The organism is Aliivibrio sp. 1S128, assembly GCF_001691065.1.
Classification (GTDB): domain Bacteria; phylum Pseudomonadota; class Gammaproteobacteria; order Enterobacterales; family Vibrionaceae; genus Aliivibrio.
The window spans coordinates 20373-45288 of the sequence record NZ_MAJV01000001.1 but is presented as its reverse complement, the minus strand read 5'-3'; the positions used below and the strand labels follow the sequence as shown (position 1 = coordinate 45288).

General features: G+C 38.1%; 19 protein-coding genes. 6 read left to right on the top strand and 13 right to left on the bottom strand.

Going from position 1 to position 24916, the window contains the following annotated elements; all coding sequences use genetic code 11:
- The first annotated feature begins 40 nt into the window (after positions 1–40).
- Positions 41–2398: a fatty acid cis/trans isomerase gene (locus A6E03_RS00175; protein ID WP_065593162.1), complete on the top strand. Its 2358-nt coding sequence runs from the start codon at positions 41–43 to the stop codon at positions 2396–2398.
- Positions 2399–2466: 68 nt separating this feature from the next.
- On the top strand, positions 2467–3120 hold the full coding sequence (locus tag A6E03_RS00170) for a hypothetical protein (protein ID WP_065593163.1): 654 nt from the start codon (positions 2467–2469) through the stop codon (positions 3118–3120).
- Here A6E03_RS00170 and A6E03_RS00165 read toward each other — a convergent pair.
- The 3 genes from A6E03_RS00165 to A6E03_RS00155 all read right to left on the bottom strand — a co-directional run bounded on the left by A6E03_RS00165 (position 3112) and on the right by A6E03_RS00155 (position 5511).
- The gene (locus tag A6E03_RS00165) at positions 3112–3489 is read right to left on the bottom strand and encodes a hypothetical protein (protein ID WP_065593164.1); all 378 of its coding nucleotides are present in this window, start codon (positions 3487–3489) and stop codon (positions 3112–3114) included. The two genes, A6E03_RS00170 and A6E03_RS00165, sit on opposite strands and share 9 nt — an antisense overlap.
- A 189-nt stretch (positions 3490–3678) precedes the next feature.
- Positions 3679–5094: an FAD-dependent oxidoreductase gene (locus A6E03_RS00160; protein ID WP_065593165.1), complete on the bottom strand. Its 1416-nt coding sequence runs from the start codon at positions 5092–5094 to the stop codon at positions 3679–3681.
- Between the two features lie 183 nt (positions 5095–5277).
- Positions 5278–5511, bottom strand: coding sequence for a hypothetical protein (locus A6E03_RS00155; RefSeq protein WP_065599920.1), 234 nt, complete (start codon positions 5509–5511; stop codon positions 5278–5280).
- A 167-nt stretch (positions 5512–5678) separates the two neighbouring features.
- Between A6E03_RS00155 and A6E03_RS00150 the strand changes: the two genes are divergently transcribed.
- Together A6E03_RS00150 and A6E03_RS00145 are read left to right on the top strand one after the other, a co-directional pair.
- The gene (locus A6E03_RS00150) at positions 5679–7325 is read left to right on the top strand and encodes an ABC-ATPase domain-containing protein (RefSeq protein WP_065593167.1); all 1647 of its coding nucleotides are present in this window, start codon (positions 5679–5681) and stop codon (positions 7323–7325) included.
- A 270-nt stretch (positions 7326–7595) separates the two neighbouring features.
- Positions 7596–8963, top strand: a complete 1368-nt coding sequence (locus A6E03_RS00145; protein WP_065593168.1) for a YjiH family protein — start codon at positions 7596–7598, stop codon at positions 8961–8963.
- Positions 8964–9155: 192 nt separating this feature from the next.
- On the opposite strand, the gene A6E03_RS00140 is transcribed toward A6E03_RS00145, so the two are convergent.
- The 10 genes from A6E03_RS00140 to lolC form a co-directional block, all read right to left on the bottom strand.
- Positions 9156–9404: a DUF3297 family protein gene (locus tag A6E03_RS00140; protein WP_065593169.1), complete on the bottom strand. Its 249-nt coding sequence runs from the start codon at positions 9402–9404 to the stop codon at positions 9156–9158.
- A gap of 243 nt (positions 9405–9647) precedes the next feature.
- On the bottom strand, positions 9648–11096 hold the full coding sequence (gene gnd / locus A6E03_RS00135) for a decarboxylating NADP(+)-dependent phosphogluconate dehydrogenase (RefSeq protein ID WP_065593170.1): 1449 nt from the start codon (positions 11094–11096) through the stop codon (positions 9648–9650).
- 40 nt (positions 11097–11136) lie between these two features.
- Positions 11137–11853 carry a 6-phosphogluconolactonase gene (pgl, locus tag A6E03_RS00130; RefSeq protein ID WP_065599919.1) on the bottom strand — a complete coding sequence of 239 codons (717 nt, stop codon included), beginning with the start codon at positions 11851–11853 and terminating at the stop codon, positions 11137–11139.
- Positions 11850–13352, bottom strand: a complete 1503-nt coding sequence (gene zwf / locus A6E03_RS00125; protein WP_065593172.1) for a glucose-6-phosphate dehydrogenase — start codon at positions 13350–13352, stop codon at positions 11850–11852. Before zwf ends, pgl begins: the two co-directional genes overlap by 4 nt.
- A 152-nt stretch (positions 13353–13504) precedes the next feature.
- The gene (locus tag A6E03_RS00120) at positions 13505–14575 is read right to left on the bottom strand and encodes an HlyD family secretion protein (protein ID WP_065593173.1); all 1071 of its coding nucleotides are present in this window, start codon (positions 14573–14575) and stop codon (positions 13505–13507) included.
- Positions 14576–14580: 5 nt separating this feature from the next.
- A complete protein-coding gene (locus A6E03_RS00115; RefSeq protein WP_065599918.1) occupies positions 14581–15906 on the bottom strand; it encodes a glycosyltransferase in 1326 nt (441 codons plus the stop codon).
- Complete coding sequence (locus A6E03_RS00110) at positions 15899–17257, bottom strand: hypothetical protein (protein ID WP_065593174.1); 1359 nt, start codon at positions 17255–17257, stop codon at positions 15899–15901. The genes A6E03_RS00115 and A6E03_RS00110 overlap by 8 nt, the downstream gene beginning before the upstream one ends.
- A 220-nt stretch (positions 17258–17477) precedes the next feature.
- A complete protein-coding gene (gene lolE / locus A6E03_RS00105) occupies positions 17478–18722 on the bottom strand; it encodes a lipoprotein-releasing ABC transporter permease subunit LolE (protein WP_065599917.1) in 1245 nt (414 codons plus the stop codon).
- Positions 18722–19438 carry a lipoprotein-releasing ABC transporter ATP-binding protein LolD gene (gene lolD, locus A6E03_RS00100; RefSeq protein WP_065593176.1) on the bottom strand — a complete coding sequence of 239 codons (717 nt, stop codon included), beginning with the start codon at positions 19436–19438 and terminating at the stop codon, positions 18722–18724. Before lolD ends, lolE begins: the two co-directional genes overlap by 1 nt.
- A complete protein-coding gene (lolC, locus tag A6E03_RS00095; protein ID WP_065593177.1) occupies positions 19431–20639 on the bottom strand; it encodes a lipoprotein-releasing ABC transporter permease subunit LolC in 1209 nt (402 codons plus the stop codon). The genes lolD and lolC overlap by 8 nt, the downstream gene beginning before the upstream one ends.
- Before the next feature lie 176 nt (positions 20640–20815).
- Between lolC and A6E03_RS00090 the strand changes: the two genes are divergently transcribed.
- On the top strand, positions 20816–21385 hold the full coding sequence (locus tag A6E03_RS00090; RefSeq protein ID WP_065593178.1) for a hypothetical protein: 570 nt from the start codon (positions 20816–20818) through the stop codon (positions 21383–21385).
- A 15-nt stretch (positions 21386–21400) separates the two neighbouring features.
- Entirely contained in the window at positions 21401–24856 is a 3456-nt protein-coding gene (gene mfd / locus A6E03_RS00085) for a transcription-repair coupling factor (RefSeq protein WP_065599916.1), read from the top strand.
- Positions 24857–24916: the final 60 nt, after the last annotated feature.

The following is a 24916-nucleotide window of genomic DNA, read 5'->3' as shown; positions in this document are numbered from 1 at the left end:
TATTACAATAAAACTATCTCTTTATTTCATGGATGTGCTTATGCTTTCTAAACGCTCATTAATTATTTTCTTTGTCGTCATATTCTCTGGATGTGCTACCTATGCAAGTTATAATTATGATCAATTATTCGGTAAGCAAAATGTTCAGCCCAGAATGCATGAGTATGATTCTCCTGAAAGCCTAAACTATTTAACTGACATTAAACCTCTTGTAGATAAACGATGCGTTGTTTGTCATGCGTGTTATGACGCGCCTTGCCAGCTAAAAATGTCTTCTGCTGAAGGGATGGATCGTGGAGCACATAAATCGCTTATATACCAAGGCACACGACTAGTTGCAGCTAATCCTACTCGTCTGTTTGAAGATGCTCAAACCACTCAAGAATGGCGTGATATTGGGTTCACACCTATTCTGAATGAACGAGAGCAAACAGAGATAGCGAATACAGATGCCAGTGTAATGGCTCGTATGTTAAACCTAAAACAAAACAATCCATTAGAAAAAGAAGCGCAATTAAGTGGTTATGATTTCTCTATCGATCGTGAGCAACAATGCCCAACCATTGAAGAAATGGCAGATTATGAATCTCAATATCCAAGCTGGGGAATGCCTTATGGAATGCCAGAGCTAAATAACTCAGAGCATAACTTACTTATGTCATGGCTTGAACAAGGCGCAAAAATGAGTGACATAGCCCCTTTAACGGAAGACGAAATTACAAAAATAACTCGTTGGGAAGCGTTCTTTAATGGCGATTCATTAAAGCAACAACTCGCAAGTCGCTATTTATTTGAGCATCTATTTTTAAATAACCTTTATTTTTCAACAAATCCTAATGCGTTACGCTTTTTCAAATTGGTACGTTCTGCAACACCACCTGGAGAACCTATTTCTCTTATTGCAACTCGTCGCCCTTATGATAATCCAAAAGTTGAGCGTGTTTATTATCGCATAACCGCCGTTCGTAGTACTACAGTCGATAAAACTCACATGCCCTACTTACTTGACCAATCTCGATTTGATAAGTGGCAAAAATGGTTCGTAAATTCAAGTTACACTGTAACTAAACTCCCAAGTTATTCTACTGATATAGCGGCAAACCCATTAACGACATTTGTAGATTTGCCCGTAAATTCACGTTATCACTATTTATTAGATGAAGCGCAAGACACCATTCAAGGCTTTATTAAAGGTCCAGTCTGCCGTGGTCAGTTAGCTTTGAATGTGATTAACGATCATTTCTGGGTGTTCTTTGTCGATCCAGAAAAAGCAGACAACCCAGGTGTCACTAAATTTTACAGAGAACAAAAAAATAACTTAACGCTTCCTGCTGAGTTAGACAGTACAACGGTACCCATCACTAGCTGGATTCAATACTCACGTAATCAAGCTCGTTATTTAGAAGCAAAAAATACCTATTTAAATCAAGTATTCAGTAATGGCCAGCATTTAACACCAGAACTCGTTTGGAGTGGTGATAAAAATAATGATAATGCCGCATTAACAATTTATCGACATTTTGATAGTGCTTCGGTAATTAAAGGATTGAATGGCCCGACACCAAAAACCGCTTGGATCATTGATTACGCCTTGTTAGAACGAATTCATTACTTATTAGTCGCAGGTTTTGATGTTTATGGTAATTTTGGTCATCAACTAATGACGCGTATGTATATGGATTTTTTACGAATGGAAGGTGAGAGTAATTTTTTAACCTTACTACCAAAAGAGATCCGTCAGGAAGAATGGCAAAGTTGGTATCAAAACCCACCACCTCAGCTAAGTAAATATATGCAACGTGATGTTCAGCCTTTTGAACAACCAACAAAAATTCAATATCTAACGAATAACCCTAAAGCAGAGTTATTCTCTTTATTACGCAAACACATCGGTAATAACGCTTCAAGACGTTACAATCTATCAAATTCAAACTTAAACGATGCCTCTTTGCTTGCATTGCATCAAATAGAGACGATTAAAGGTAATGGTTTACAATATTTACCTCAAATCATCACCATAAAAGTTATTGCGAATTCTGATAAGCGCAGTGAGTTTTTCACTCTACTCAATACAAGTGCCCATACCAATATTTCGTCACTGTTTAATGAAGAAAAGAACCGAGATCCCTTACTTGACCGTTTTTCCATTCTCTATGGCGTGGTAGGTAGTTATCCTGCCGCCTTTTTAGAACTAGAAGAAACTCAATTAATTCGCTTTGTTAGCGAACTGAATCGCATTAGTACTGAAGAAGATTATGTTAAACTTCTCGATAATTTTGCAATTAGACGCAGCTCAGATAAATTTTGGGCTTATAGTGATGAATTAATAGAGTGGTACAGGGTACATTATCCAGTAGAAGCTGGCCTATTAGATTACAATCGATTTGAAAATCGTTAATTCTGACTGTTGCTCACTGAAAAGCTAGTGACTTCCCGTTCCTCTGGATTAAAAAAAGGAAACTTTTCTTGTTAGAATCGTTATTTAAACATTCTCTTGATGCGTTCAGTGATGATTACAAGGCACTGTGTAAGCATCATTATCCAACAATTCATAATCGGGGAATGTCACCAGCTCACTTAAGCTCTGCATTTCATCGTCGATTGACATCTTTAGCAACAGACAAAGGGCTACCGATTAATTGTTCGCTTTTTTTACATGATGTCGATCATCACCTCTATATATACACACTATTAATCGACACTAAAAAAGTATGGTGTATTTATCCGTTATTTCTTAATGCCAAAACGGAAGCTAAAACACAAATATTACTTTCGATTAATAAGTTGTTAAACGATGGCGAACTACATAAAGAAGATTACGTTGCTGTATTATGTGATCACTGGTTTGATAGAACTCGTAGTAGTAAAGCGCTATATCATTGGTGGAACGGTCACTTACCAGCAGCTTTTGAGTCTTATGCTGAGCAAGGGATTCAACATTTACCTTCAGAAGATAATTTTGCAGCTATCGTTGAAGAACGGTTTGAGCTAGCATGCCTTAATCACTCTATATATCATCCGCTAGAGTCGAATCAACAGCATGCTTTGCTTAAATACTTTTTATGCTTTGCCTTATTTCAATATCCAAAAAATCAGGATACGTTTTTTTTATTAACCTAACGATTCTTTTTCTGGTTCTTTAATTATATGCTCTAAATTAATGACACCTTTACAACCTAAATTCTCTATTTGCGTTTTATGTAATTGAGTATTTAAGTAAAAACCATACTGGTAACGAGTTGCACCGTTATCTGTTTTACACTCTTTTCTATAAACGATGTTACCAATCATACTCGGAAAAGATCGAATTCTTAATTCACAACTGCCTTCTTGCAATTTCCGTTCACTAGTAAAACCAAAACCCTTTTTGGAAACGTCCATTAATTTAATACTAACGAATGGCATTAAACGATGAGCCCAAAATATTTTTGCATTAACCGATTTTTTACATACAAATCTAGGCCAACGGCGTTTCAGTAAAAATTCCACATATCACCTTGAAGAAGTCTCTATGCCCCTATTTTCAACAAAAAAGGAGGATAATTCAATAAAATTATCCTCCTTTTTTTGTGCGTATGGCATATTCTATTTTGGCTCAAAGAGTAATTAACCAAATCGATACATATTATAAATATAAATGAAATTAATCATTAAATAGCCTGATTAAACCCATTTAATTTAATAAACTTGAGCTAATTCTATTGGATAACCTCTTTCTAGTGCCAATCTTTCTGCTTCTCTTTCAATGTCTAATAATGCAAATTCAGGTATGTTCGACACCTGATTATTAAGTTTAATAATACGCTCTATCTCTTTGGCGCATTCAATTGCAGAAGAGGCTTTCACTATTTCAGCTCTAAAATAGCCATCTTCAGTATAAGAAATATTAGCGGCTCGCAAGGTAACATCATCTCCAGGGATCTGTTGTGCGCCATATAACGGCTTTCCTGCAGGCGTTGCTTCTATAAAATCAGGCATAAATTGAGATAGATGACGAATCGCTCTCTGTGTTCTTTCTGTTTGAAGTGAAATTTCCCAGCCATTGGTCAACTTCTTATTAAATGCTTCTGGCAGTTTAGGTTGTGCAGAAAGGTCACAAGAACCAGATAAGCCATCTTTAAATAAAGTGATCTCTTCGGTCATACCGTGTAATTGAAAATAACCATTTGGATATGGCGTAAATTGAGCCATGCCCTGTGGTGTTCCACGCTCTCCATGGAAAATAATCTCAGGCCATTTACCAAATTGTGGTTTATCCCATTGAGCAACATACGCCGCTTTGAATTCAACCAACCTTTTTCGGTACTTGTTTGCTAAATCATCAATAATACCGGTTTTAAAGCCCGCGCTATTAATCACATAATCAAACTCACTAGAATGTTGTTGTCCTGAATGCAAATAACTTAGCGCCCACAGAGAATCGACGCCTTTATTTTCCGTTCTAGAAAGCTTATTCACACTTGAAGAAAAATGTAATTTGAGGTTAGCAAGGTTTGATAAGGTAAGTTGGGCGGTTGCTGCCATACGAAAGACACTCAAACCGTGTTCTTGAACAAGTGCTATTGGGTATTTTAATTCATTTAAATCAACCTGATTTGCGAAGGCGATTAACCAATCATCAAGAGAGGTAGGATTTTGTGTTGGCGCACGTTGAGCAATTTTTTCTAAATCCACTTTATTGTATGTTTTAAAATACTCGTCAGCAGGCCCAAAAACTTGGTTAGCACTGTTTTGTTGAATTAATTGGCCGTAGGTTTGTTGTAATAATTTTAATCTCGGCAATAATTCTTTTGGCTCCCCGGGATCATTTTTAGGTACCGCAATCACAGTAGGACGAATATTCACGGTATGAGGAAAATAACGAACGGTTTCGATAGACTCAGTTAATAAGGTGATGCACTGTTCATCAGAGATTTCTCGATAGAGATTTCCTCCCGCATGAAGGTGACAAATTGGTGGTCCATTCACTAGACTTGTGCCTTGCTCAAACACCTCAATATCAACATCGTATTGCGATAGATACATTGCGATACTAGAACCTGCAATACCGCCACCAATAATGGCTATTTTTTTACGTAAATGCGTTTTATCCATCTTATTTTTATCTATCCAAGGCTATTTTCTTATTGACTTAGCTATTTTACTTCGCGTCACAAAAAAATAACAGGATATAGTAAAAAAAAGCTTGCTTCATACTTTATATTTTTAATATTCAATGAGTTAAGCGTTTATTCAAATAGTTACCCACAGAAATTGTGGATAACTGTGAGTAACTGTCTATCCAAAAAAGGCTAAATTTAAAATTCGAACCACAACCCCAAGAAAAAATGAGCTAACCCCAATTCGGTACCATTTGTGCTCTTGTATTGATAAATCAATTCGTTTAACAAATAAGATACACGCACCACCCCAATCTGATGTTCTTCTTCCATATTGGGTAATAGCAAGTAATAGACAGATAACGCCAATGCCGATTAAAAGATTCTCTAAAATGGTCACAATAACATTCATACCCGTACTCCTTTACGTATTATTAGCACTACTATGACTTGAAAGTCGTAAATATGTAAATTAGCCAATAGTCTTAGAGTTATTTTCCACATCAGGAGGAAAGATGTTCTTATTCTGACTGGGATTTTGTTATACTCCTCACAACTTTATTTGATAATGTGAATGTAATGGAACAGCTTGAAGCCAAACTAAAAAAATTAGAAAAAAGAAATTACCGTAGCTACACCTCTATTAAGGGTGAGTACGATTTTACCGACTTCACTTTGTATATTGATAACGTTCAATCTGACCCATACGCTCCACCTTCTCGTCTTCGAGCGAAACGTGCTTGGTCATTAACTCACCTTCAGTGGCTACAAGAGACGTCTCTTGATTATCAACGTGCTGCTCGTGATTTCCTTGCTCGCCACTTTAGTTCATTACTTGAGAAAGACGCAACGCTATCTATTGCATTATCAGGACAAACTGTTTTAGACCATACTTCTGTTATTTTTGATGATGAAGGTATTGAGCTTCGCTATAACATGAATCTACCGGCTGATGGTCGTGAGATTTTAGCTAAACGAGCCATTAATATTTTGACATTCCATATGCCAAAATACGTTCGTCGTACTTTATTAGCTCGTGAATTGCCAATTGAAGAGCTAAAAGAACATTGTAAAGTTATTGTTGACCAAGTCGCCCTTCGTCGCCAGCTTGCTGAACATAACTTGGTTGCTTTCGTTGCTAACGGCAGTATTTTACCTCGTATCGCAGGTAATAATGATCGTCCAATGAAAGAAGCCATTCCTTTTCAAAGCCCTGAATCTTTAGAAATTGAATTATCGACACCAAACCGTGGCTTAATTAAAGGCATGGGGATCCCTAAAGGGATCACGCTAATTGTTGGTGGTGGTTTCCACGGTAAATCGACGTTATTGAATGCATTAGAACGCTCTATTTATGACCACATCCCTGGAGATGGCCGTGAATATATCGTAACGGAAGAATCAACCACTAAAATTCAAGCGGAAGATGGACGCTGTGTTCATAGTTTGAACCTATCTAACTACATTAATCACCTACCAATGGGTAAAGATACGACGTGTTTCTCTACTCAAGATGCGTCGGGTTCTACATCACAAGCGGCATGGCTTCAAGAATCATTAGAAGCTCAAGCTCAAACGCTATTAATTGATGAAGATACGTCTGCAACTAACTTCATGATCCGTGATGAACGTATGCAAGCATTAGTTAATAATGGTGCTGAACCTATCACTCCATTAGTTGACCGCATTGGCCAGTTACGTGATGAAATGGGCGTTTCTACTATTTTGGTTATGGGCGGTTCAGGTGATTACCTTGATGTTGCTGATACCGTAATTCAAATGCACGACTATCAAGCAGTTGATGTCACTAAAAAAGCAAAAGAAGTCGTTATTTCTCACCCTACTACACGTGTTAGAGAGGGGTCGGAGCATTTACTTCCAACTCAAACTCGCCAACTAAACCGCTCTTCTCTTCAGGCTATCCTGCAAGAAGGTAAATTCCGTATTCAAGCAAGAAACAAGAATACATTGCGCTTTGGTCGTGAATTGGTTGATATTACCGCGATGTCTCAACTTCAATCTTCTGCACAAGTTCACGCAATTGGTTGGATGTGGTTCCAATTATCTCAAACCCCAGGTTGGGAACAAAACCCTATTGAGTTTATTGCTCAACAACTTCATGATAATTGGCATGAATTAATGCCAAAACATGGTGACCTAGCTAAGCCTCGTGTTATCGAAGTGATGGCAACATTAAACAGAATGCGAGTTGCTGATTTTAAGTAATTCCATCCATAATTTAAGCCTCCGATTTCGGGGGCTTTTTTTTGTATTTAATTTCATTAATTTAACAAAAACCAAACAAATAAGTTGCATTTAAAGAGAAAACCATGAGTTAACACTAGATAAAAGTGAATAATTACTTTTTTTTAATGAATAGTATTCCACTTTAAAATAAAACAGTGTAACCTCCATATTACTGAATGAATACGGAAGTTTAGTGAATAATAATGCTAAGGATTAGCTTTTTATTAACTAGTAGTAATCGAGAGATTTATGCAAAATTCAAGTGAGATACCACAAATGAGTAAGAAGAAGAATCTTCTAATGTTCCTTATCCCATCACTAATTGGTTTGTTCCTGTTTATGGCGCCAATCACTTACAATGGTGATATTACAATTCCTGTTGCTGTATTAGCAAAAACGATTCAAGCATTATTTGGTGAGCATTTAGTCGCGATGGTTACTGGCATCATTATTTTTATGTCTGTAATCACGATTATTGCTAAAATCATCAAGCCTAGCATTATCACAAACAACGCCTTTTTATTTGGTTTGCTAAACCCTACCCCTCTTTGGTTTGTGGTTCGCTTAATTGGTGGCGTAGCTGCTGCAATGGTTTTCTTTCAGGTTGGTCCTGAAGTTATTTGGGAACCAAACACCGGTGGTTTAGTTCTTAATGACCTTCTACCTGTACTTTTCTCTGTATTTATTTTTGCAGGATTACTACTCCCATTATTACTTAACTTCGGATTGCTTGAACTCTTTGGTGCTCTTCTAAGTAAAGTAATGCGCCCTGTATTTAATTTACCTGGCCGCTCTGCAATTGACTGTATGGCTTCTTGGTTAGGTGATGGCTCTGTTGGTATCCTTTTAACCAGCAAACAATACGAAGAAAAGTTTTACACTCAACGTGAAGCTGCCGTCGTTGGTACTACATTCTCTGCAGTCTCAATTACTTTTAGCTTAGTAGTTATCGCACAAGTTGAACTAGAAAGTTACTTCTTACCATTCTACTTAACAGTATGTTTAGCGGGTGTTGTTGCGGCAATCATTATTCCTCGCTTACCTCCTCTTAGCCGTAAAAAAGATTTATTCATCGATGGTACAGAACGTGCTGCAGATGCTGAAGTTATCCCTGAAGGTTATACCACTTTCTCTTGGGGTCTTGAGCAAGCAATGAATAAAGCATCAAAAGTAACCTCTATTAGAAGTGTATTTGGTGAAGGCGTTAAAAACGCAGTTGATATGGTTTTTGGTGTATTACCGGTCGTAATGGCACTTGGTACCGTTGCTTTGGTTATCGCTGAATACACCTCTGTGTTTTCTACCTTGGGTCAACCTTTTATTCCTTTCTTAGAATTACTTGGTGTTCCTTATGCGGTAGAAGCATCGCAAACAATTGTTGTTGGTTTTGCTGATATGTTCATTCCATCAATTATCGCAGCATCTATTGATAGTGAAATGACTCGTTTTGTTATCGCTGCAATGTCAGTAACACAGCTTATCTATATGTCTGAAGTGGGTGCATTACTGCTTGGTAGTAAAATTCCAGTCAACATCTTTGAGTTGTTCGCTATCTTCATCTTACGTACATTGATTACGTTACCTGTTATTGCTGGTATGGCTCATTTGATTTTTTAATCAGTGATACACTTTAGTTAACATTTTCAAAGGCGAACTTTTAAAGTTCGCCTTTTTTATGTCTAATCATTATTGCTTAGCTTCATTTATTAAACATAAAAAAAGAGCCTACATTTCTTTAGGCTCTTTTGGGAATAACATTCTCAGTGAAATAACGACTGATTGTATGATTATTTATTCGTATCTACTTTCTTATTTATAAAAAGCTTCAACTGTACCTTTTAGGGTAATCATAAGAGGTTGACCACGACGATCTAATGCTTTTGGAGAAGGAATTTTTACCCAACCTTCACTGATGCAGTATTCTTCAACATCTGTACGCTCTTTACCATTAAGTCGAATACCAATATGGTGTTCAAAACATTCTGCCACATGATGTGGGCTGCGAGGATTACCTGAAAGGTGATCTGGTAAAGCTGGTTGTGCGTTAATGTCGCTCATATTCGTGACCTATAGAAAATAAAAGTGCGCCATTGTAGACAATATAACGCCAACTCTCAAGCGCATCAGGAATAAATTGCGTTGATATAATTAATTATTTAATAGATTGATTTAAAAGTAATAATTATCACTTTAGATAGAACCTATCTGGATGCAACTTTCTATTATTTAAACTCGTGTTCACAAAAAAAGCCAAGAGTCTTAAACACTTGGCTTTGATTTTATCTAATTATTAAATGCACGTTAAGAATTGTATGTTGTTGATGAAACATCTCCACCTTTACCAGTCCAATTCGTGTGGAAAAACTCGCCTCTCGGTTTATCTAAACGCTCATACGTATGCGCACCAAAGTAGTCACGCTGAGCTTGTAATAGATTTGCAGGTAAACGAGCGGTTGTATATCCATCTAGGAATGTTAATGCTGATGTCATACAAGGCATTGGAATACCAACTTCCATTGATTTAGATGCAACTTTACGCCATGCAGATAAACTGTCTTCTAGAATCCCTTTAAAGTAACTGTCTGAGCCCAGGAATGACAATTCCGGATCGATATCATACGCATCACGAATATTACCCAAGAAAGCAGAACGAATAATACAACCACCACGCCACATTAACGCTACGTTACCGTAATTCAAATCCCAACCGTTTTCATTCGACGCTTCACGCATCAACATAAAACCTTGTGCGTACGAGATAATTTTTGAAGCTAGCAGCGCTTGACGTAATGCGTCAATCCACGCGGTCTTATCCCCTTCAATTGGAGTAATTGTTTTACTAAATAATTGCTCCGCTTCTATACGTTGATCTTTCAATGCAGATAAGCAGCGAGAAAAAACAGATTCTGTGATTAACGTTAATGGTATGCCCATATCAAGTGCATTGATACCCGTCCATTTACCTGTGCCTTTTTGTCCCGCGGTATCAAGAATTTTCTCAACTAATGGCTCACCATCAGTATCTTTATAACCTAAGATATCTGCTGTTATCTCAACCAAATAGCTGTTTAGTTCGGTTTCATTCCAATCCATGAAGACAGATTGCATCTCATCATGCGTCATGCCTAAACCGTCTTTCATGAACTGATACGCTTCTGTAATTAATTGCATATCGCCATATTCGATGCCGTTATGCACCATTTTCACAAAATGACCAGCACCGTCATTGCCAACCCAATCACAACAAGGTTCATTATTCTCTGTTTTTGCAGAGATAGCTTGGAAAATAGGTTTTACAAATGGCCATGCTTCTGGTGATCCACCAGGCATGATTGAAGGGCCAAAACGCGCGCCTTCTTCACCACCAGAAACACCGGTACCGATAAAGTAAATGCCTTTTTCTTTTAATGCTGCAACTCGACGGTTTGTGTCTGGGAAATTCGTGTTGCCACCATCAATAATAATGTCGCCTTTATCTAGTAAAGGAGCAAGCTTATCAATAAAGGCATCAACAACATCACCAGCACGAACCATTAACATAATTTTACGAGGCGTTTCTAGCTTCTCAACTAGCTCTTCTAAAGAATAAGCCCCTACAATGTTAGTTCCTTTTGCTGGACCTTCTAAAAATTCATCTACTTTTGCCGCGGTTCGGTTATGAGCAACTACTTTAAAACCATGATCGTTCATATTTAAGATAAGGTTTTGGCCCATTACTGCTAAGCCGATTACACCGATATCACCTTTCATATATTTCTCCAAAATTTGTATTGTGCAAGCACTCTATTTATTAAATGATTTGCGCTGCTGCATCTAAATCTAAAAACCACTCAGTTCGACCCATTGTTGATTGGATCTTTGCTGCCGGATAGGGCAACTGTTCTGCTGGTGTTGTATTAATCTCGTGTACGATGTCTGCCTTGCCTTTACCTAAAACTAAATAGCTAATACGTTTTGCGGCTTGCAATACTTTGGCTGTTTTTGAAACTCGACGCTGACCTGACTCTGGATGAATAGCGACAAGAGTAAGATTTGAATCACTATAATCGGTAACGTTTGGAAATAAAGAGGCCGTATGACCATCAGCTCCAACACCTAATAGGATCCAATCAAATACTGGAATACCGTCTTGTTGCGGAATGACATCACGCATTTCTTGTGCAAAACGAATCACTTCTTTTTCTGGGTCATTTTCACCTTGAATTCGGTGAATATTCTCTTCAGGAATTGTGATATGTGAAAACAACAACTCGTTCGCTTCGCCATAATTACTTTCTGTATCATCCGGTGCAACACAACGTTCATCCCCCCACCAAAAATGGAGGTTATCCCATTGAATAGACTTTGCGTAAGATTCAGATGCTAACAATGAAAACAGCATCTTAGGCGTACTGCCACCAGAAAGTGATACATGCACTGGTTTACCTTGCTCACTTAACGCTTTTAATTCATCAGCAAGGCTAACCACAACTTGTTCCGGTGTTTGAAATATTTGATGATTTATCATAATTCACAATAATCCGTATCAGTTAAGTTTTTGCAAGGAAAGCGCCATGCTCGATTGTCTCGCTCTAACAATTGATCCGCTTCTTTTGGCCCCCACGTTCCACAAGCGTAGCCAAATAGTGATTGAGGATCTTGCTTAAAATCTAGTATCGGTTGCACAAACTTCCAACATGCATTTACCGCATCACTGCGAGCAAAAAGTGTTGCGTCACCGTTTAGTGCATCTAAGAGTAATCTCTCGTATGCCGTTAACATGGTTGTTTCAGTTAATGACTGATAATGAAAATCCATTGATACGTCTTTTACTTTAAAGCCAGAACCCGGCTCTTTTAAACCAAAACGCATTTGGATCCCTTCATCAGGTTGAATTCGGATCACTAATTTGTTTTCTGGCGCATTTGCTGCAAACGCTGGGTGCGGTGTTTTCTTAAAGTGAACAACAACCTCAGTGACACGAGTTGGAAGGCGCTTACCAGTACGAACATAAAAAGGAACCCCATTCCAACGCCAGTTGTTAATGAACATTTTCAAACCAACGTACGTTTCTGTTCGTGAATCATCAGCAACGCCATGTTCATCACGGTAACTTGGTAAGAACTTACCTCTTACTTCAGACTCAGTGTATTGACCCAAAACGAGGTTATTTCTTAAATCATCATCTGAAATAGGTTGTAAACTTTTCAGCACTTTTGCTATTTCATCACGCATTGCATCTGCATTTATCGCTGAAGGTGATTCCATACCAACCATTGCCAATACTTGTAACAGATGATTTTGAAACATATCACGCATAGCACCAGAGCCATCGTAATAACCACCACGCTCTTCTACACCTAAAAACTCTGAACCTGTGATCTCTACGTATTCAATGAAATTACGGTTCCACAGAGGTTCAAACATCACGTTAGAAAATCGTAATACCAATAAGTTTTGAACCGTTTCTTTACCTAAATAATGATCAATACGGTAGATTTGATGCTCTTCAAAATGCTTATGAATATCTTTACCTAATTGCAATGCAGAAGCTAAATCGTAGCCAAAAGGTTTCTCAATGATTAAACGCTTCCAGCCATTTGATTCATCATTCAAGCCATGAGCAGCTAAGCATGATGGGATTACACCATAAAGACTTGGTGGTGTTGCTAAATAAAAAAGCGTATTTTGCTGTTCTAGTTGATATTTTTCAGCTAATAAATCTAACTTTGTCACCAACAGACCATAGTCTTGAACGTCTGAAGTGTTCAACGCTTGATAATGCAAATGCTCACAAAACTTAACTAATGTTTCAGGATCTGTTTTCTCCATTTCTTGCAGAGAATTCTTCATTTTTTCTCGATATGACTCGTCATCATATTGAGTTCGGCTAACGCCTAAAATAGAGAAAGAATCAGAGAGTTGATTGCTAGCGTATAAATGATATAGAGCGGGGATAAGCTTTCGGTACGTGAGATCACCAGAAGCCCCAAAAATTACAATGGTATTGTTGTCCGATATTGTCATTATTTTTCTATCCGGTAGACATCAAAGTATTTATCTATAATAGAAACAATAACGTAATTTTACTAATCAATTTTAGTTATTATATTGATAGGCAAAACCGAACGATCAAGTGCCCATAATTAAACTGCGGCTTTTATCCTAAGTTAATGACATTAATTTTTAGGAAGATGCCAATGATCAAAAGAAACTTCTACCGGCATGCCTTCAACCCATTCATGTTCGAGTAACCCACCGACAAAGGTTATTTTTACTTTCAGTAATGCTTTTGTTCCTTCAAATGGTTTTGCTAACTGCGCTGGAAGTTTCGACGTTAATCCTATAGAGGATGAAACCCTTGCATCCACTTTTTTACCATTAGGTAGAGTCACGGTGACAAGAGTTCCTAATGTCGCCTTCTCAATATGTTTGGGTTCTAAATAACTAATCACATAAGGAGCAACATCAGGTGATATCGTAACGAGAGGATCACCTACATTAACCTGTTGTCCCAATAAGGTATTAATATCAATAACCACTCCCATATAAGGTGCAGTTATAAGCAATTCATTTATTTGGTTTTTTTTAGTTGTTAGGCTTTGATTTAGTTGCCTTGTTACTTGTGCTATCCCACCAGCAACTAACCTTTGCTTTTGCGCAATTTTAGCTTGGTTTAATGCGATGTAAGCATTAGTTAAGTTATTTTGAGCTGTATTATAAAGCCCAATAATCGAAGCATAATCAACTTGTGATACTTTTCCCTCATTGGCATATTTATCATAATTTCCTTTAATTGTTCTAATTTTTGCTAAATTCAATTTAGCTGCACTAATTGCAGAGATATAAGGTGAAAAATCCTCGGTTATTTTTTCTTTCTTCTCATACGCCAACATCTCCAGTTCATTTTCAATGAAAGCAATTTCTTCCTCTAAAACTGGCGTTTCTAATGTTATCAACAGTTGTTCTTCTAATACAAACTCGCTGTCTTTAACATCAATCACATCGACGATACCAGATTGAGTCGCTGTTATTACGACAGGACCCGTCGTTATTATCCCAAGCGCAGTCGTAAATAAATGCAGCTTAGCGAACGTATAAATCATGAAGATAATTGGGCTAAAAATGATAGCTAAGATCAAATACCATCGTATACGATAACCGCCCCGCTTCTCGCTACCATACATCACTTTCATTCCTTTTTCTGATGTGGGATTTTTCTTTTTATCTAAATGAAATTTAACGTCCATAATCACTAAAACCTTTTTCCGCGTTTAAGTACCCACCATGGAGCCATGCTAGATTCTTCATGACTTCGCCTAACGACTTCATTTATCATTGAAAATGCGGTTACCACTCGCATAAATAAGGCATAAAAAGGATAAATAAATAACCATAAAATCATTTCACGGTCTTCTTTTATCCGTTCTGAAATTAGAAACATATAAACCAAAAATGTGGTTATTACAAAAACCAAATAGACAACATATAAACAACTCAACACTGCTAAGACAACAGTGGTGGGATAAAAAAGAAATAAATAGATATTAAATAACGTAATTAGAATCGGGAAAAGTACCGCTTGAAGAACCCCGTAGCAGAGTAGATATAAAAAACTTGGCCAACCCAAGAGCTTAGGATTCAACCCTTGCTTATGTTTTCTTAAATAAAGAAACAGAAGATCCCCATCCCAACGTAGTCGCTGATCTATTAATGTTTTAAAAGTATCAGGGACATCGGTATGCCCTATTGCGCGCGGTGAAAAATTCAACTCAAGATTTGGGTACCGTTTTTTATATTGCTTTAATCTCATCGTCAAATCTAAATCTTCTGCGGTGTGAGTATCCCAACCACCCACCTGTTTTAATATTGGCTTTCTAAACGCACCAAACGCACCTGATATATTATTAAGTAAACCCCATGTTGCCATTCCTGTTTTACTGGTTTGCATTGACATCATGTACTCTAGTGCCTGCATTTTAGTCCAGAAACTATCGTTATGATTTCTAACCCTTAATGCTCCACCACATGCGATTACATCTTGAGAGTGGAAAGATTTGGCCATTTTAAGTGCCATATCATTATCAAAAGATGTATCACCATCAACATTAATAATAAGATTATATCTTGCCTCTGATAACCCTGTATTTAATGTCGATACTCTTCCTCCTCTCTGCCATTTTGGTAATAATCTGACTGTTTTATTTCTTCGAGATAATGACTTTTGCTTTGAATTGGCTACATATTTCATCGCTGAGGCATAGGTGTATTTATTTTGTTTAGCACCATCAATAACAATCAGTATTTCTATTGGACTCGGATATATTTGCTCAAGTAAGGTATTGATTGTTTTTTCAATTCCATGGCCTTCAGAATAACAGGTGATAATGAAGCTTATAGGAGGGTAAGTCGTCTCTGTTATCTGATTGTCTTTCCATGACCAATGTAAAACACCAATAAAGACAAACAACAACAGTGGTACTTCCACAATCAACATAATAGGTAAAAAGGTAGCAATAAGCTCCCAATAATTAGTTAATGTCCCTAAAATTAAGGTTAGTACATGCTGGAACTCACTCATCGTCAACCCCATCCAATACACCATTTAACCAAGTCAATGCACTATGAGTTAATGACTTAGCAGGAAGTGACCAAGCATAAATATGTAATGTAATTAAATCCGATTCAATGTCCGCTGAAATATCAGCGATTTTTTTCTCAATAATACCAATAGAGTCAATCGGCGTTATCGGCATTAAAAGCAACATTAATTCAGAACTGTACTGACAACAAATATCGGTATCTCTTAATAAACCATTAAAATGGTTGGATATCTCAGCAATAAGTTGTAAACGTTTAACTTCACCAAATGTCTGAGAGAAATCATCAACGCCTGACAGTTTAACTCCAACTAAAAGATGGCTTTGCTTATGTCTTATCGCAAGTTTATTAACCCATACCAATAAATTATGAAATGAGTTTTTATCGATTAAGCTATTTAACGTAAGCGCTTGTTCAACGGGTCTTCCCCCATAAAGCATAAGATCTTTAACTTGCTCGCCGACCTTAAACTGACTGATAGGACGAGCAATAAGGTTATTCACTTCATTAATAGTAAAACACGATAGACAACGAGCTCGAACAAGAGATTCGGAGAAGGCGAGTTGGCAATCCCCACATTTATAGAGTTCTAATGGCCTATCATAATCAACGCCAATATGACGTAATTGAGTAAAACAATTAGGACACGCTAATATACTTTGCTTTAAGAAGTGCTCTTCTCTATCAACTTTCCCGCAAGTAAAACAATGTAATGATGTCGACTCCTCAATATTAGTACTTTTACAATCAGGACAAGTTTCAATATAGTTTAAATGCCCACTATGACAAAAAGTACATAGTCTAATTTTATCTATGGTTTTTTCTTTTTCTAAATACCCTCTTTTTTCTTCTAATTGTAAATAATGGTAAGGTTCATAATCGTCACCAAAATAACACGCTAATAAAGGATAAAAATACAGATCAGTTCGTTCACTTTGACATAAAGGCAATAGTTTACGATCAGCCCCAAGCCATAACCAAGCGAGTAATTTATCAATGGGGGCTTCTTTAACAAGGGTCAGTTTATGTAAATGCCGTTGCCATTGTTCATCAAGATTGGAAGGTTCAAAGACGCCATCAGATAAATACGGGCTCAAGGTACTTTCTTGTAGAACATAGATGGTACAATTCCAAACTGAATAATCAGAATGCAATGTCTTAAGTATCTGGTTTTGCTGCTTTGGATTTAAGCAAAGTATAAGAATTGATGGGGTTAATAATGTTAATTCTTCTAAGTTATTAATATATATTAGCGTCAGTTCATTACTCGTAATAGGAATATCATTACCAATGGCATACGCTGATATATGGTTATTTTTTTCTATCTCCATACAATAACTCCATAAAATATTTATACGATTACAAACCTCAGTGCTCTCCTCCAACAAAATACAGATACTTGTAATTATTTAATAAGTATAGTGAAGTATTTTTCTTTAACACAAAAAAAAAACCATTTAATTAATTTTCAAACAAAACAGTCTGAATAATAATTAAACGGTCTCTAGTTACGCACAAATACAATTAACAATACCACCATTTAAGTGATCGTTACTTGGCGCTTAATACCTCTGCGGGATGCAATCGACTTGCTCTTCTGGCTGGATACCATGTCGCAATGGCACTTAAAATAATGGCCGTTCCCGTTACGATAGCTACATCACTCCACACTAATTCTGATGGTAAAAAGTCAACAAAATAGATATCACCGGATAAAAACTGGTGCCCTATTAGTGACTCTATCCCCTTAATCATGGGCGTTAAATTTAATGCCACAAATGAACCAAGAGCTGAACCCGCTAAGCTGCCTGTTACTCCCGAGAAGATCCCTTGGCATACGAAGATACGTTTAATTAACCCATCATTCGCGCCCATGGTTCTTAATATAGCAATGTCTCCAGAGCGATCTTTTACTGCCATCATTAACGTAGACACAATATTAAAACAGGCAACTCCAATCACTAAAACCATGACAAGGTACATAATAGAACGTACTAATTGAATGTCTCGGTATAGATAGCCATACTTTTGAATCCAACTGCGCAAGTAAACATATTCAGTTAGTGTTCCACCGACTTCTCTAACAATATCTTGAGCATTAAGAACGCTGCTCACTTGCAGTGACACACCAGTGACGCTGTCACCTAAATTGATATATTGCTGTGCATCTTTTAGAGGAACAATCGCTAAACCATGATCAACTTGCCCACCCAATGAGAGTAAACCCACCACTTGCAGTCGTTGCCTCTTTGGTGAACGCAGCTGCTTATCGCTATTTTCATCCGGGATCATCGCCGTGATCCAATCGCCAACCTTAACATTTAAAGTATCAGCTACACCTTTACCTAAAATCACACTTTGGTGATCCGCTTCAAATTTTTCCCAAGCGTCTTTATCTATGAATTGAGGTAACTTAGACACCGAAGCTTCTAATAAAGGCTCAACCCCTCTAACTTCAACCGCTTTTAGTTTACTGCCTCTTTCTAATAACGCCGTAAACCGAACATAAGGTGCAGCACCCGTTACTTTAGGGTGTTGTTTGGCTTGGCTCATCATAGTTTGCCAATCATCAATTGGTCGTTTGACGCCTTCAAGCTCTGCATGAGGAATAACAGACAATACACGATTTTGTAACTCTCGTTCAAAACCATTCATCGCAGAAAGGCCGATGATAATAACGGCAACACCGATAGCGATACCAAGGGTTGATGAGATAGAAATGAACGACACCATTTTATTACGCTGCTTTGCACGAGCGAAACGACTACCAATATAAAGAGAAAGCGGTGAAAACATTACGCCTCCTGCTCTTGATTACTGTTTGAGCGAATCGTTTCTGTAATAAATCGACCATCTTGCATACTTAACTGTTTATCTAATTTTCCAGCTAATTCATTATCATGCGTAACAACTAAAAAGGCAGTGCCTGATTCTTGGTTCAATTCTCGCATTAAATTATAAATATCTAATGCTGTTTTATGATCCAAGTTACCTGTTGGTTCATCAGCAAGAACTAAAGCAGGCTTGTTGACTAACGCACGTGCAATCGCCACACGTTGACGCTCACCACCTGACAGTTCAGAAGGACGGTGTTCAATCCGATGAGCAAGTCCGACTTTCTCAAGCAACTCTGTCGCTCTTCTCGCCGCTTCTTTCTTATTGACCCCGCCGATAAGTAACGGCATTGCGACATTTTCTAACGCACTAAAATCAGAAAGAAGGTGGTGGAATTGGTATACAAAACCAATGTGTTGATTACGGATCTTAGCTTGTTTATTAGCACTGAGTTTAGTCAATTCATGCTCTTGAAAGCGAACGGTACCGCCAGTTGGTTCATCAAGAGCGCCAAGAATATGTAGTAGCGTACTTTTACCAGAGCCTGATGACCCAACAATCGCCACCAATTCGCTCTCATTAATCTGAAAATCAACCCCTTTTAGCACTTCAGTTTCCATTGTTCCTTCTTGGTAAACCTTATGAATACCCTGACAAACTAATAATGGCTTACTCATATCTTAATGCCTCTGCTGGTTGTACGACTGCCGCTCGATAAGATGGAAATACAGTCGCTAATAAACTTAATAAAATTGCTAGAATAATCACTACACAAACTTGCAACGGTTCAACCTGTGCAGGTAAAGAGCCACCAACGGTAAATAGAGACAGACCAAATGTAGAAAGAATAACGTTAATATTACTGGCAAACAGTACACCTAACGCCCCCCCGACAAGCGACCCAATCACCCCACTACTTGCACCTTGCACCATAAAAATAGAAAGTACTTGATTACTTGTCATACCTTGTGTTTTTAATATCGCGACTTCAGCTTGCTTCTCCATCACCACCATAATAAGTGCAGAGATAATGTTAAATGCAGCAATGGCAACAATCAGACCAAGCATTAGGCCCATCATATTTTTTTCCATTTTTACCGCTTGGAATAATTCACCGCGCTGATCACGCCAATCACTCCATGTCATATCATTTTCTAAAGGCAGCTTTGCTAATTCAGTCACCTGGAACGGGTCGTCAAAAAATAAGCGCCACCCTGTAATATTGCCTTTTTTTAGCTTCATCAATCGAGCGGTATCTTGAATGTTCGCCACCATTAACTGGCCATCAACATCAGAACCTGTATTAAATACACCAACAATTTTAAAATTACGTTGACTTGGAATACGCCCTAATGGTGTATATTGGCTGGCATTGGTCACCATAATACGCACAGTGTCACCATACCTAACATTCAACTCACGCGCTAATTTTGAACCTAAGAAAATGCCATATTCACCGGCTTTAAGCTGGCGCACATTACCTGAAACTAATTCATAAGCAATAGGATCATATTCATTAGGGTCAATCCCGACGAGTATTCCTGCACTTAAACCTTGAGCACTTTGTATGATAGCTTCGCCACGAACAACCGGGGTAACTTGAGTGACATGAGGTAAACTTGCGACGTAATTTCTTTCATCATCTGATGGTGTGATTTGATCATCAGCACTTGAAATCACCGCTTGTGGTAATACCCCTAAAATACGATCTTTTAGTTGTGCTTCAAAACCATTCATTACAGATAACACCGTCACTAAAGACAACACTCCAATGGTGATACCTGCTGTAGACATATAAGAGATAAAACGGCTGAATCTATCGCCCGAACGCCCTCTTAAGTATCGCAATCCTATAAACACTGATACTGGATGAAACATAAACTCTCTCAATCACGCTTATTACAAGCTATAACAATGTTTTCATTCTATCACGTAAAATACTGGTATTTATTCCTTTTTTTACTCTACTCTTACTCAAAGTTACATATTAAACACTTGCTGATACCCAGTGACTTCGCCATAATCAGAGAATAATAATAAATAAAGGGACACTTATGTCACATGATGAATACTTTTCAGTTCATTACGATTTAACCATCAATGTTGAGCCTCTTGCTTTAGACACGACACTACCTGATACAGTAACGTTTGAACGTGAGATCCCTGCACCATTTCGAGTTGCCCAAGAATGTAGCTCACTCGATGATGTTTCTGAAAACGAACTTTCTTTCTTAAAATTAGATGACGGTAAACGTTTAGCTAATTACCTTAATAATCAAAATCAAAAACTCAATTTATTGCTCTCTTATCTGTTAATTCAACAAGATAATAAAACTTATCGTCATAAAACAGTCTCATTTGGAGCAAGTAAGTTCACCTACGAAAGTAAGGTCGCGTTAACTCTTACTCAAAAAGCCAAAGTAAAACTGTTCCTTGAGCATCCACCTTCTGCAATTTATTGCTATGCTCAAGTAACACAATGTACTCAGACTGATACTGGGTATACGATTGAGATGAGTTATGATCTCCTTCGTGATATTGACCAAGATTTACTGATCAAAGCCGCGCTGTTCCAGCAACAAAAAGTGCTAAAACTTCGCGCCCTAGAACGAAACTTAACCTAATAACTGAATATCCTGATGCCTATAAAAAACTTACTGTCATTAACATTACCGACAAAAGCGAACGACACTCGTTCTGTTGGTAACTTAACGGGTTCTTCTCTAGCACTTGCAATTGCAGAGATTGAGCAACAACACACTGGTCCTGTCGTGGTTGCGGTTACTGAGCCGCAATTGGCGTTTCGTTTACAAAATGAAATTAACCAATTTAGCCAACATTCAGTAGAGGTTTTTCCTGATTGGGAAACCCTTCCTTACGACAGTTTTTCTCCGCATCAGGACATCATTTCTGACCGTTTATCACGCCTATATCATTTGCCTCAGCAAAAAGATGGCACGCTAATCGTTCCTGTTAGTACCTTATTGCAACGTCAATCACCGCAATCTTTCTTACACAAGCACGCATTAGTTGTAAACGTCGGTGATCACCTATCGTTTGATAAGCTAAAATTACAGCTAGAAAAATCCGGTTATTTACACGTTGACCAAGTAATGAGTCACGGTGAATACGCAAGCCGAGGTTCTATTCTTGATTTATTCCCTATGGGTAATGCACACCCGTATCGTATCGACTTTTTTGATGATGAAATTGACACCATTCGTCAATTTGACCCTGATAACCAACGTACTATTGAAGAAGTAAAATCAATCAACCTACTGCCTGCGCATGAGTTTCCAACCGATGATGTAGCGATTGAAGATTTCCGTATTCGCTGGCGCCAACGCTTTGATGCACGTCGTGAGCCAGAGTCGGTTTATCAACAGATCAGCAAAGGCGCTTGGCCTGCGGGTATCGAATATTGGCAACCGCTGTTCTTTGATGAAACGGAAACTTTGTTTGATTACCTGCCAGATAACACATTACTGGTTACTATTGGTGATATAGAAAAAGCAGCCAATGATTTCTTAGCCGATGCTGAATACCGCTATGATCAACGTCGAGTGGATCCATTACGCCCTCTTCTTCCAGTAAATGAGCTGTGGCTTCAAACGACGGATATGTTTGGTTTATTCAAACAATACCCACGAGTTAAGTTATCTAAAGAAGCCGAAATAGAAAAAGCAGGTCGATTTAATCCTGATTTATTAGAATTACCAGAGATTGCAATTCAGCACCAAAATAAAGAACCCTTCGCTCAATTTCGTCAATTCTATGAGAAATTCAGTGGTCAGGTTATCTTCTCTGTTGAATCTGAAGGTCGCCGTGAAGCGTTACTTGAATTACTAGCTCGTATTAAGTTAAAGCCAGCTATTTGTAATTCAATGACTGACGCGGTTACGCACAAAAATAAAGCAACTTTAGTTATTGGCTCGGCTGAACACGGCTTTATTCTTCAAAACCCATGCGTTGCTTTTATTTGTGAAAGTGACTTACTGGGTGAGCGAGTAATTCAACGTCGCCGTCGTGGTGATAACAAATCAATAAACAGCAATACACTAATCCGTAACTTAGCTGAACTGAAAATTGGACAGCCAGTCGTTCATATCGATCACGGTATTGGTCGTTACATGGGGCTTCAAACATTAGACGTTGGCGATATGCCAGCGGAATACATGATGTTAGAATACCTAAACGAAACTAAGCTGTATGTTCCTGTCTCTTCTTTAAATCTCATTAGCCGATACTCTGCGGGCGCAGACGATTCAGCACCAATCAGTAAATTAGGCAGTGAAACGTGGAGTAAAGCCCGTCGTAAAGCGGCTGAAAAAGTGCGCGACGTGGCCGCTGAATTACTTGATGTCTACGCAAAGCGCGCCATTAAACCTGGTTTTGCCTTTAAGCAAGATCGTAATGCTTACGCTGATTTCAGATCAAGCTTCCCGTTTGAAGAAACACACGACCAAGAAATAGCCATTAACGATGTATTATCTGATATGTGCCAAGCCAAAGCAATGGATCGCCTCGTGTGTGGTGACGTTGGTTTTGGCAAAACAGAAGTGGCAATGCGTGCAGCATTCTTAGCAACACACAACGAAAAACAAGTGGCAGTATTAGTTCCTACCACTCTACTTGCGCAGCAGCATTTTGAGAATTTCCGAGATCGTTTTGCTAACTTCCCAATTCGAGTGGAAGTTTTGTCTCGCTTTAAATCAGCCAAAGAGCAAAAAGAAATATTAGCTGCCACTGCGGAAGGGAAAGTGGATATCCTAATCGGCACACACAAATTACTGCAAGACAGTATCAAGTTTCAAGATCTTGGCTTACTGGTTGTAGATGAAGAGCACCGCTTTGGTGTGCGTCAAAAAGAAAAAGTCAAAGCGATGCGCTCGGACGTTGATATTCTAACGTTAACGGCAACGCCAATTCCAAGAACGTTGAATATGGCAATGAGTGGAATGCGTGATTTATCCATCATCGCCACACCACCGGCTCGTCGATTAGCAATTAAAACCTTTGTGCGTGAAAAAGCGGATGACGTGATCAAAGAAGCGATTCTTCGTGAGATCAAACGTGGTGGTCAAGTGTATGTTCTGCATAACAATGTAGAAACGATTCAGAACGCCGCTGAAGAGATTGAAAAACTGATCCCTGAGGCTCGAGTTACCTTAGCTCATGGTCAAATGCGCGAACGTGAATTAGAACGCATCATGGGTGATTTTTATCATCAGCGGTTCAATGTTCTAGTTTGTACAACGATTATTGAAACCGGTATTGATGTTCCAACTGCCAACACCATTATCATGGATCGCGCCGATAAGCTCGGTTTAGCACAACTACACCAATTACGTGGTCGTGTAGGTCGCTCACACCATCAAGCTTATGCGTATTTATTAACCCCACACCCAAAATCTATTAGTAAGGATGCCGTTAAACGTTTAGATGCTATCGCATCTCTTGAAGATTTAGGGGCCGGTTTTACTCTAGCAACACACGATTTAGAAATTCGTGGCGCTGGTGAATTACTGGGTGATGGTCAAAGTGGTCAGATACAATCTGTCGGTTTTACCCTTTACATGGAAATGCTAGAGCAAGCGGTAGAAGCATTAAAAGAAGGCAGAGAGCCTTCACTTGATGACCTATTACGTGAGCAAACAGAAGTAGAACTGCGCTTGCCTGCATTAATTCCAGAAGATTACATTCCGGATGTAAACACGCGTTTATCTTTATATAAGCGAATTGCGAGTGTGACAAGCAATGGTGAATTAGATGAACTTAAAGTAGAAATTATCGATCGCTTTGGATCATTACCAGAAGCAACTCAAACTCTACTGGTTAGTTCAGAAGTTAAAATGCTTGCTGCGTCATTAAAAGTGAAGAAATTAGAAGCACATGGTAATGGTGGTTATATTGAATTTGAACCTACCGCTGACATAAACCCTATGTTCCTTGTGTCATTATTGCAAAAAGATCCAACCGGTTTTGCGCTAGATGGCCCAACCAAGGTTAAATTTATAAAAGACTTAACTGAGAGACAAGTGCGAATTAAATACGTAATGGACTTGCTCAAATTGTTTTACGAAAATAGAATCTAACTATTAGATTTAAATAATAAGAAAATACTAATTTTTGGTCTTGATTATGGACAACCAAGA